A 9,715-nucleotide genomic window follows, 5' to 3' on the forward strand; every position below is an offset into this window, starting at 1 on the left:
GGTCAGTTCACCTCGATACGCGCCTCGCGCACCACCTCCCGCCAGCGCGCCAGGTCGCTGGCGATCAGCCGCGCCAGTTCCTCGCGGCTGCTGGCATCCACCGTGAAGCCGACGCGCCCCAGCCGCTCCGTCACCTCCGGCGTGCGCAGCGCCGCAACCATCACGGCGTTCAGCCGGTCCAAAATGGGCGCGGGCGTCGCCGCCGGTGCCACCACCGCCGTCCAGCTCCCGCTGACGATCTCCGGCAGCCCGGCCTCCGTCATGGTGGGCACGTCAGGCAGCGTCGGCATCCGCCGGGGCCCCGCCACTGCGATCCCGCGCAGGTTGCCGGCCTGCACCTGCGGCCCCACCGTCGCCGCGTTCAGCATCGCGATCGGCGCCTGGTTCTGGATCACCGCCTGCATCGCCGCCGGACCGCCGGCGAAGGGCACCGCCGTCGCCTCGGTGCCCGTGCGCAGCCGGAACAGCTCCATGCCCAGCTGCTCCGAGGAGCCGACGCCGCTGGAGGCGTAGTTCACGCCGCCGCGCTGCGCCTTCATCCAGGCCACCACCTCGGCCACCGTGCGCACCGGGACGGAGGGATGCACCACCAGCATGTTCGGCACGCTCATCACCAGCGTCACCGGCGCGAAGTCGCGCTCGCTGGCGTAGCCGGCGCTGCGCATCACCACCTCGTTGATGGTCAGCGTGCCGCTCGCCGCCACCAGCAGCGTGTGCCCGTCCGGCGCCGCCTGCGCGACGTAGCGCGACCCGATGGCGCCCGTCGCGCCCGGCCGGTTGTCCACCACCACCGGCTGGCCCAGCGCGGACTGCATCCCCGTCTGCATCACCCGCGCCGCAAGGTCGGTCGGGCCGCCGGGCGGGAAGGGCACCACCAGCGTCACCGGCCGGGTCGGCGCCCAGGCTTGGGCTCTGGCGACGGCCGGCGCCAGAAGCGGCGCGCTCATCAGCATCAGGGCGTGGCGGCGACGCATGCTGGCTCTCTCCCTTGGCCTCGTTGCGCCATTCAACCACAGCCGCGCGCGGCGCCAAACCGTTGACGGGCCCGCCGCCCGTGCCACGCTTCGCGGCATGACCGCCCCGAGCCCCGACGAGGTCCGCGCGCAGCTCGCCGCCATCCGTGCCGCGCGGGGCTTCGTGCTGCCGCATCACGGCCTGATGGCCGCCGCCCTGCCCGAGCTGCATGCGGCCTATGAGGCGATGTACCGCGCCCTCACCCTCGACCCGCGCCACCTGGCGCCGCTCGAGCGCGAATCCGTCTGGCTCGCCGTGCTCGCCGCCTGCGCCGAGCCGGTGGGCACGCACCACCTGGCGAAGTTCCGCGCCGCGGGCGGGACGGATGCGCAGGCCATGGCGCTGTTCCGCCTGGCCGCCTGGGCCGCCGGCGCCGCGCGCTACGCCGTGCTGGACGGCGCCTGGGCGCAGCATTTCCCGGCCACGCCGATCCGCGATGCCTACCTGGACGGCGCCCGCGACCTGCTGGCCGATGGCGCCGTGGCGGAGCCGCTGGCCCGCACCTGCCTCGCCGCCATCCATTGCGCCTGCGACCAGCGCTGGGGGCTGGAAGCCGAGATCGCAGCCGCGCTGGCCTGCGGCGTGCCGGAACCCTGCCTGGCGGAGGCGCTGTCCCTGACGATCTGGCCGCGCGGCGTGAACCCCTTCGTCCGCGCCGCAGAGGCCTGGCTCGCACTGATCCGCGCCGGCCGCGTCCCGGCCTCGGAGGCGTTCCGCGCCTGGGCGGCCACGCCGGGGCAGGGGGCCTTCGCGCCGCCCCGGGTTTGACCGATCGTCGCCCCGGCGCCACATCCGCCGCATGGCCGCCACGCTGAACGTCCCCAGCCATCTGAGCCTGGAGAACGCCGATTTCGCGAAGGCGCTCGCCTGGGTGGAGGGCGAGGTCGTGCCGCTCGACCAGGCGCGCATCCCCGTGCGCGACCTCGGCCTGATGTATGCCGACATGACCTATGACGTGGTGCACACCTGGCGCGGCGGCTTCTTCCGGCTGGAGGACCACCTGGACCGCTTCCTCGGCTCCTGCATCGGGCTGCGCCTCGATCCCGGGCTGGACCGTGCGGCCCTGCGCCGCCTGCTGGCGGACCTCGTGCGCCGCAGCGGCCTTCCCGACACGCTGGTGTATTTCGCCTGCACCCGCGGCAGCGCCGTGCCCGGCACCCGCGACCCGGGAAGGCATGTCGCGCACCGCCTCTTCGCCACCGTCACGCCGCTGATCCTGCGCGGCCAGCCGGAGGAGATGCGCCGCGGCCTGCACGCCATGATCGTCCGCGGCGTGCCGCGCATCGCGGCCGACTCCGTCAACCCGCACTGGAAGAACACGCATTGGGGCGATTTCCAGCGCGCCACCTTCGCGGCGAAGGATGCCGGGCAGGACGTGGCGCTGCTGCTGGCGCCCGACGGCAGCGTGGCGGAGGCGCCGGGCTTCAACGTCGTGGCGCTGCTGGACGGCGCGCTGGTCTCGCCGGAGGCCAACGTGCTGCCCGGCATCTCCTGCCGCACCATGTTCGAGATCGCCGGCGACCTCGGCATACCCGCCCGCTACGGCAGGCTGGTGCCGGAGGACCTGGCGCGCGCGGAGGAGCTGTTCCTTACCGCCACCTCCTGCGGCCTGTTCCCCGTCACACGGCTGGACGGCGCGCCGGTGGGGCAGGGGGTGCCCGGGCCGGTGACGGCCCGCTTGCTGAACACCTATTACGACCGGAAGAATGCCGGCTGGCACATCACGCCGGCGGAGGCCATCGCATGACCCGTCTTCTCCTGCTGCTCGCCGCGCTGGTGATCGCCATGCCGGCAGCCGCGCAGCGCGAGCTCACCATCGTCGCCGGCGGCGGCCAGCTGCAGGACCACATGCGCCGGACCCTGTTCGAGAGCTTCACGCAGCGCACCGGCGTGCCGCTCCGCGACAGCTCCTACGACTACAATGTCGGCCCGATCCGGGCGATGGTGCAGGCGCGCAACGTCACCTGGGACGTGGTGATGGTGGAGGCGCCGGACCTGATCCGCGGCTGCGAGGACGGCATCTTCGAACGCATCGACTGGTCGGTGGTGAACCGGGAGAAGTTCCTGCCCGGCGGCACCACCACCTGCGGCGCCGGGGCCATCGGCTGGGGCGTCTCGGTGTTCCGCGACGTCAGCCGCAACCCGAACGGCCCGTCGAACTGGCAGGAATTCTGGGACGTGCAGCGTTTCCCCGGCCGCCGCACGCTGCGCCGCGGCGCGCGCATGACGCTGGAGATCGCGCTGATGGGCGACGGCGTTCCCGCGGCCGAGGTCTATCGCGTGCTGGCGACGCCGGCCGGCCAGCAGCGCGCCTTCGCCGCGCTGGACCGCATCCGCCCGCACCTGCATTTCTGGACCGGCGGCCAGCAGCCGATCGAGCTGGTGAACGCCGGCGAGGTCGCCTTCGCCGTCGGCTTCGTCGGCCGCACCGCGAATGCCATGCGCGGCGGCGCCCGCTTCGACCTGAACTGGGACACGCTGCTGTTCAGCTTCGACTACTGGGCGGTCGTGCGCGGCAGCCCGCACGCCGCCAACGCCATGCGCCTGATCGAGCACATCACCAACCCCGAGCCCCTGCGCGCTCTGTCGGAGGTCTGGCCGATCAACCCGGTCACCGCCGCGGTCGCCAACGACCCCGCCGTGCGCGGCCGCAACCCGCTGATGATGAGCAACCACCAGCACCGCGGCCTGCAGATCGACACCGAGTTCTGGCTGGACCAGGGCCCGGAGTTGGAGCAGCGCTTCGCGGCCTGGTTGAACCGCTGAGCCGGCAGAAGCTCCTGGCCTGGGGGCTTCTCGCGCCCCTGCTGCTGCTGATCGGCGGCGCCTTCCTGCTGCCGGTCGGCGTCACGCTCTTCACCGCCGTCGCGGACCGCGAGGTGGCGGAGACTCTGCCCCGCACCCGCGCGGCGCTGGCCGCCTGGGATGGGGAGGGCCTGCCGCCCGAGGCGGCCTTCGCCGCCATGGCGCAGGAACTCGGCGCCGCGCTCGAGGAACGCCGCATCGGCGACGTCTCCCAGCGTCTGAACTTCGAGCGCACGGGAATGCGCGCGCTGCTGCTGCGCACCGCGCGCGCCGCGCCGCGCCTCGTCGCGCCCTATGCCGAGAGCCTGCCCGCGCTCGATCCGCGCTGGGCGCAGCCGGAGACCTGGCAACTGATCCGCCGCGCCGGCGGCCCCACCACCTCGCTCTACCTGCTGCGGGCACTCGACCTCACGCGCATGCCGGATGGCGCGATCCGCGCCGTCGATCCCGATCAGGCGCTGTTCCGCACGCTGTTCCTGCGCACGCTCTGGGTCAGCGTGATCGTGACCCTCGCCTGCGTACTGCTCGGCTGGCCGGTCGCCGCCGCCATCGCGTCCCTGCGCCCGCCCTGGTCCTCGACGGCGCTGCTGCTGGTGCTGGTCCCGTTCTGGTCCTCCGTCATGGTGCGCAGCACCGCCTGGTTCGCCCTGCTGCAGCGCGAGGGGCCGGTGAACGACCTGCTGCTGCTCCTTGGCGTGGTGGATGCGCCGCTGCAACTCGTCGGCACGCGTTTCGCCGTGCTGCTGGCCACCATCCATGTCCTGCTTCCGGTCGCCATCCTGCCCATGGTCGGCGTGATGACGCGGCTGGATCCGCGCCACCTGCAGGCCGCCGCCTCGCTGGGCGCAGGGCCCTGGCTGCGCTTTCGTCGCGTCTGGTTTCCGCTCTCGCTGCCCGGCGTGCTGGCCGGCGCGGCGATGACCTTCCTGCTCGCCGTCGGCTTCTATATCACGCCGGCGCTGGTGGGCGGCGAGCGCGACCAGCTGGTTGCCTGGTTCATCGCGCAGTACCTGAACCGCGACGTGAACTGGGGCATGGCCGCGGCGCTCTCGGTCTACCTGCTGGCCATGGCTGGCGCGGTGATGGCGCTGCTGCGCGTGCTGACGGGCGGCATGCCGGTGGGCGCGCGCGGCTGATGCCGGGGCTGCGCCCCTCCGCGCTGCTGCTCGGCGCCACGGTGCTGGTGCTGGCCTTCCTGACCGCGCCGATGCTGGCTGCGCTCTGGCTTTCCTTCTCGCCGACCGAACTCCTGAGCTTTCCGCCGAAGGGCCTCTCGCTGCGGTGGTATGCCGACTTCTTCGCCAACGACCGCTGGACGCTGGCCACCCGAAACAGCCTGGTCGTCGCGGCGGCCACCATGGCGGTCGCGACCGTGCTGGGCACCGCCGCCGCCATCGGCCTGCATCTCGGCGCCTTCCGCGGGCGCGCGCTGCTGGTGGCGCTGCTGACCCTGCCGATGGTGACGCCCTTCATCGTCACGGCCGCGGCGATGTTCTTCGCCTTCTCCCTGGTCGGGCTGGCCGGCACGCTGCCCGGCCTCGTGCTGGGTCATACCGTGGTCGCGGTGCCCTTCGTGCTGGTCAGCGTGCTGGCGGCGCTGGCCACCTTCGACGGCACGCTGCTGCGCGCCGCCGCCTCGCTCGGCGCACCGCCCTGGATGGCGTTCCGCCGCGTGATGCTGCCGCGCATCTGGCCCGGGGTGGCGGCCGGCGCGGTCTTCGCCTTCGCCACCTCGCTCGACGAGTTCGTCATCACGCTGTTCCTGGCGGGACCGGGCCAATTCACCCTGCCGCGCCAGATGTACGCCAATGTTCGCGAATACATGACGCCGACCATCCTGGCCGCCGCCAGCCTGCTGTTCCTGGCGTCCTTCCTGCTGCTGCTGGTGACGGAGGCGCTGCGGCGACGCTGACCTGCGATCGGCCTGAGTGCGCCGGCCGACGGCCGACGCGCCAGGTCGTGAATTGCTGGCTCACCTGAACGCTCAGCGGATCAGGACGACGGCCTCGATCTCCACCGGGATGCCGCGCGGCAGGCTGCCCATGCCGACCGCGGAGCGCGCCGGCCGCCCGGGGTCGCCGAACACCTCCACGAACAGGTCGGTGCAGCCGTTGATCACCTCCGGCTGCTCGCCGAAGTCCGGCGTGGCGCGCACCATGCCCAGCACCTTCAGGATGGTGTCCACGCGGTCCAGCGTGCCCAGCGCGTTCTTCATGTTCGCCAGCAGGTTCAGCCCGCAGAGCCGCGCCGCCGCATAGCCCTCCTGCACGGACATCCCCGCGCCGAGGATCCCGGTGATGGAGCTGCCATCCGCCCGCCGCGGCCCGACGCCCGAGAGGAACAGCAGCCCGCCCCCGATGCGCCAGGGCACGTAGTTCGCCATCGGCTTCGGCGGCGTCGGCAGCTCGATGCCCAGCTCGGCCAGGCGCTTCTCGGCGGACATGCGGATTCTCCTCCTGCGTCGCGGCCACTCTGCCGCGGAACGCCGCGCGCCGTCAGCCCTCCACGCGCAGGATGCCCGTCCCCTCCAGCACGAAGCGCCCGGCGCCCGGCCGGGCGGCGAAGACGCCGACGGGGTGGAACAGGTAGAGCCAGGGCGGGTTGGCGTGCAGCCGCCGCAGCACCGCGCCATAGGCGGCCTCCCGCGCCTCGTCCTCCACCGCGCGGCTCGCCGCCGCGATCAGCCGCTGCGCCTCCTCGTCGTGATAGCCCTGCCACCACACCGCACGGCTGGCGGAGGAGATCTTGTCGTCCAGCACGCGGAAGGTGGAATGCGGCGAGCTGTCGAAGATCGCCACGTCGCCGATCGCCTTGCGCCCGACCTCCCGCGCATATTCCGGCCGGTCGCGCTGGATCTCGATCCGCGTCCCGATGCCCAGCCGCCCCAGCGCATCCGCCACCGCCTGCGTCACGGCCAGCGCCTTCTCCGGCATGTGGGTCGGCGTGCGCAGTCGCAGCGGCCCGCCGACCTGCGCGGCCTCGAACAGGCGCTTCGCCCGGTCCGGGTCGTGCGGCAAGGGCTCCAGCCCCGCCGCGCCCGCGCCCATGTGCAGCGGGCTCACCACGGTGGAGGACAGCACGCCGAGGCCCTGGAACAGCGTGTCCAGGATCATCTGGCGGTCCACCGCCAGATTGATCGCCAGCCGCGCCGCCGGATGCGCGAAGGCGCCCTCGGCGCAGTTCAGGTAGTGCATGACGGAGAGCGTGCTGACCTGCCGCCCCCAGGCGAACCGATCCTCGAAGCGCGGCCCCGCCTGCATCCGCTCGAGTTGCATGGCCACGTCGGCCTCGCCCGAGTGCAGCGCCGCCATGCGGTCCTCGGCATGCGGAATGGCGCGGAAGGAGATCCGCTCCGGCCCTGGCGCGTCGCCCACCCGCGCCAGCTCCGCCACGCCCTCCGCGAAGCCCGTGACGCGGTAGGGCCCGGTACCCAGCACCGGCGCGCCAGCCGCATCCTCCCGCGCGACGAAGAATTCGCTGAGGATGTCCAGGATGTCCGCGAAGGGTTCCGGGTTCTCGACCAGCAGGGTGGAGGGCGTCGGCGTCGACAGCCTCGCCCGTGCGAGGTAGCGGCTGTACGACCACTTCATCCCGAACATGTCCACCGAGCCAAGCACGGCCTCGATGGTGTCCAGCACATGGCGCGAGGTGCAGGCGACGCCGTCGTGGAAGACGGCGCCGTCGCGCAGGTGGAACAGCCACCGCCGCCCGCCGTCCCCAACCTCCCACCGCGCCAGCAGCGCCGGCGCCGCGCGCCCGCCCTCGGTCCAGCGCAGTAGCGGCTCGAACACCAGCGTCTTGAGCGTCAGGACGCTGGTGTCGTCCGTCACCCGCCCGCCGGGCAGGAACAGGCACGCCTCCGCGGCGATGCGGAGGTGGCGCATGCTATTGCGGCTCGAACCGGCTCAGGATCGGCGCCCAGCGCCGTTCCTCGTTCTGCATGAAGGCGAGGTGCTGCGCCGCGGTGGAGGGCGTGACCTGCACGCCCAGCTTCTCGAAATCCGCCCGGTTCTGCGGGTTGGCCATGACCTTGTCGAAGGCTTCCCGCAGCCGGGCCACCACGGGCGCCGGCACGCCCTTCGGCGCGAACAGCCCCATCCAGCTGGTCACGTCGAAGCCCGGCACCGTCTCGGCGATGGTGGGCAGGTCCGGTGCGGCCGGCCATCGCGTCAGCCCCGTCACGCCCAGCGCCCGCCACTGCCCGGCGCGGATCGGCTCCAGCGCCGTGGTGATGCCGCCGAACAGCACCTGGATCGCGCCGTTCGTCAGGTCTGCGCGCAGCAGCGCGTCGCCGCGATAGGGGACGTGCACCATCTCGGTGTTCGTCATCATCATGAACATCTCGGCCGACAGGTGAATCGATCCGCCCGCCCCGGCCGAGCCGAAGTTCAGCCGCCCCGGATTAGCCCGGACATGCGCGATGAACTCCGTCACGTTGCGCGCCGGCACGGAGGGATGCACCACCAGCACGTTCGGCGCCGAGAACATCAGCCCCAGCGGCTCCAGGTCGCGCTCCCAGCGGAACGGCGTGTCCTTGATGAGGTAGCGCGTGTTGATGATGTTCGGCCCCGTCGCCAGCAGCGTGTAGCCGTCCGCCGGGCTCTTCGCCGCCGCGTCCACCCCGATGTTGCCGCCCGCGCCGGAGCGGTTGTCCACGATGATGCGCTGCGGCAGCTCCCGCCCCATCGCGTCCGCGAAGGCACGCGCATGCGTGTCCGAGGAGCCGCCGGCCGGGAAGGGCATGATCAGCCGGATTGGCCGGTCCGGCCAGGTTCCTGGCGTACCCTGCGCCAGCGCCGGCATCGGCAGCAGCGTGGCGGCCCCCAGCAGGCCGCGGCGCGAAATCGTCGGTCCCATATCGCTCTCCCAGCGGTTCGACCGAGTGTTCCGCAGGGATTGCCGCAGTGCAACTATTCCGCTGCGACCCGGTCGGCCATCCGCGCTCCGCGCGTGCCCATCGGCCGTTCCGGCCCCGTCGTGGTGTCGCGCGCGGTCTGGTGCTCCATCTCGGCGTTGAGCTCGCCGCCCAGCAGCACGACAGCCGCCGAGATCCACACCCAGGTCATGAAGCCGATCACCGCGCCCAGCGAGCCGTAGGTCTCGTTGTAGTTGCCGAAACTCTCGACGTACCAGGAGAAGCCGAGCGAGCCTGCCAGCCAGACCAGCGTCGCGACCGCGCTGCCCCAGCTCACCCAGCGCCAGCGCGCCGTCTCCCGGCTGGGCCCGAAGCGATACAGCGCGGCCAGCAGCAGCCCGACCAGCACCAGAAGGATCGGCCACCGCGCCAGGCGCAGGATCCATTCCGCGGTGCTGCCCAGGCCGATGACGTTCAGCACCACCGGCACCACCACCACCGCCAGCATGGTGACGACCGCAAAGACCAGCCCGCCCAGCGTGAAGGCAAGGCTGGTCAGCGTCAGGCGGATGAACCCGCGCTTCTCCTTCTCCTCGTAGACGACGTTCAGCGCGTCGAACATCGCCTTGGTCGCCTGGTTGGCGCTCCAGAGCGAGATGGCGAGGCCCGCGATGGCGCCGAAGCCCAGCGCTCCAGACGGCTTCTCACTGACGCGCCGCACCTGCTCCTCGATCAGCTCCATCCCGCCGCCCGGCACCACGCCGCCCAGCTGCTCCAGGTGCTGCGAGACCGTCGCCGGGTCTGCCACCAGGCCATAGAGCGAGACCAGCGCAGCGATCGCCGGGAACAGCGCCAGCAGCGTGTAGAAGGTGACGCCCGCCGCCTCGGTCAGCAGCCGGTCCTCGGCGGCCTGGGAGAAGGTGCGCCTGACGATCTGCCACCAGCCCGTCGGCGGGATGTCCTGCGGCGCCGCGGCGTCGCGACCCGGCCCGCCCTGCTTCGGCGGCTGCTGGCCGGCGCCGCCGCCCGCCGGGGCCGCCC

10 protein-coding genes are annotated in these 9,715 nt (G+C 72.6%); 5 read left to right on the forward strand and 5 right to left on the reverse strand.

Going from position 1 to position 9,715, the window contains the following annotated elements; translation table 11 throughout:
• Positions 1-2 precede the first annotated feature (2 nt).
• Entirely contained in the window at positions 3-974 is a 972-nt protein-coding gene (locus tag OZN99_RS04475) for a Bug family tripartite tricarboxylate transporter substrate binding protein (protein ID WP_270933975.1), read from the reverse strand.
• A 97-nt stretch (positions 975-1,071) separates the two neighbouring features.
• Here OZN99_RS04475 and OZN99_RS04480 point away from each other — a divergent pair, with 97 nt between their 5' ends.
• The 5 genes from OZN99_RS04480 (at position 1,072) to OZN99_RS04500 (ending at position 5,731) form a co-directional block, all read left to right on the forward strand.
• On the forward strand, positions 1,072-1,782 hold the full coding sequence (locus tag OZN99_RS04480; RefSeq protein ID WP_270933976.1) for a carboxymuconolactone decarboxylase family protein: 711 nt from the start codon (positions 1,072-1,074) through the stop codon (positions 1,780-1,782).
• A 31-nt stretch (positions 1,783-1,813) separates the two neighbouring features.
• Positions 1,814-2,761, forward strand: a complete 948-nt coding sequence (locus OZN99_RS04485; RefSeq protein ID WP_270933977.1) for an aminotransferase class IV — start codon at positions 1,814-1,816, stop codon at positions 2,759-2,761.
• Positions 2,758-3,780: an extracellular solute-binding protein gene (locus OZN99_RS04490; protein ID WP_270933978.1), complete on the forward strand. Its 1,023-nt coding sequence runs from the start codon at positions 2,758-2,760 to the stop codon at positions 3,778-3,780. The genes OZN99_RS04485 and OZN99_RS04490 overlap by 4 nt, the downstream gene beginning before the upstream one ends.
• A gap of 113 nt (positions 3,781-3,893) precedes the next feature.
• Positions 3,894-4,955 (forward strand): ABC transporter permease, encoded by a 1,062-nt coding sequence (locus OZN99_RS04495; RefSeq protein ID WP_270933979.1) that lies wholly within the window; start codon positions 3,894-3,896, stop codon positions 4,953-4,955.
• Entirely contained in the window at positions 4,955-5,731 is a 777-nt protein-coding gene (locus OZN99_RS04500) for an ABC transporter permease (RefSeq protein ID WP_270933980.1), read from the forward strand. Before OZN99_RS04495 ends, OZN99_RS04500 begins: the two co-directional genes overlap by 1 nt.
• Before the next feature lie 72 nt (positions 5,732-5,803).
• Here the strand turns inward: OZN99_RS04500 and OZN99_RS04505 are convergent, their stop codons facing one another.
• The 4 genes from OZN99_RS04505 to OZN99_RS04520 form a co-directional block, all read right to left on the reverse strand.
• Positions 5,804-6,262, reverse strand: coding sequence for a RidA family protein (locus OZN99_RS04505; RefSeq protein ID WP_270933981.1), 459 nt, complete (start codon positions 6,260-6,262; stop codon positions 5,804-5,806).
• Positions 6,263-6,314: 52 nt separating this feature from the next.
• Positions 6,315-7,703 carry an ABC transporter substrate-binding protein gene (locus OZN99_RS04510; RefSeq protein WP_270933982.1) on the reverse strand — a complete coding sequence of 463 codons (1,389 nt, stop codon included), beginning with the start codon at positions 7,701-7,703 and terminating at the stop codon, positions 6,315-6,317.
• Between the two features lies 1 nt (position 7,704).
• The gene (locus OZN99_RS04515) at positions 7,705-8,676 is read right to left on the reverse strand and encodes a Bug family tripartite tricarboxylate transporter substrate binding protein (protein ID WP_270933983.1); all 972 of its coding nucleotides are present in this window, start codon (positions 8,674-8,676) and stop codon (positions 7,705-7,707) included.
• Between the two features lie 53 nt (positions 8,677-8,729).
• Positions 8,730-9,715: YihY/virulence factor BrkB family protein (locus tag OZN99_RS04520; RefSeq protein WP_270933984.1), on the reverse strand; the 986-nt coding region annotated here is incomplete at its 5' end.

Source organism: Falsiroseomonas oryzae, from assembly GCF_027856955.1.
Taxonomy (GTDB): domain Bacteria; phylum Pseudomonadota; class Alphaproteobacteria; order Acetobacterales; family Acetobacteraceae; genus Falsiroseomonas; species Falsiroseomonas oryzae.

Coding starts and splice junctions, on each gene's coding strand:
- OZN99_RS04475 (WP_270933975.1), bottom strand. CDS start 974: ATGCGTCGCCGCCACGCCCTGATGCTGATGAGCGCGCCGCTTCTGGCG.
- OZN99_RS04480 (WP_270933976.1), top strand. CDS start 1,072: ATGACCGCCCCGAGCCCCGACGAGGTCCGCGCGCAGCTCGCCGCCATC.
- OZN99_RS04510 (WP_270933982.1), bottom strand. CDS start 7,703: ATGCGCCACCTCCGCATCGCCGCGGAGGCGTGCCTGTTCCTGCCCGGC.
- OZN99_RS04515 (WP_270933983.1), bottom strand. CDS start 8,676: ATGGGACCGACGATTTCGCGCCGCGGCCTGCTGGGGGCCGCCACGCTG.
- OZN99_RS04490 (WP_270933978.1), top strand. CDS start 2,758: ATGACCCGTCTTCTCCTGCTGCTCGCCGCGCTGGTGATCGCCATGCCG.
- OZN99_RS04485 (WP_270933977.1), top strand. CDS start 1,814: ATGGCCGCCACGCTGAACGTCCCCAGCCATCTGAGCCTGGAGAACGCC.
- OZN99_RS04505 (WP_270933981.1), bottom strand. CDS start 6,262: ATGTCCGCCGAGAAGCGCCTGGCCGAGCTGGGCATCGAGCTGCCGACG.
- OZN99_RS04500 (WP_270933980.1), top strand. CDS start 4,955: ATGCCGGGGCTGCGCCCCTCCGCGCTGCTGCTCGGCGCCACGGTGCTG.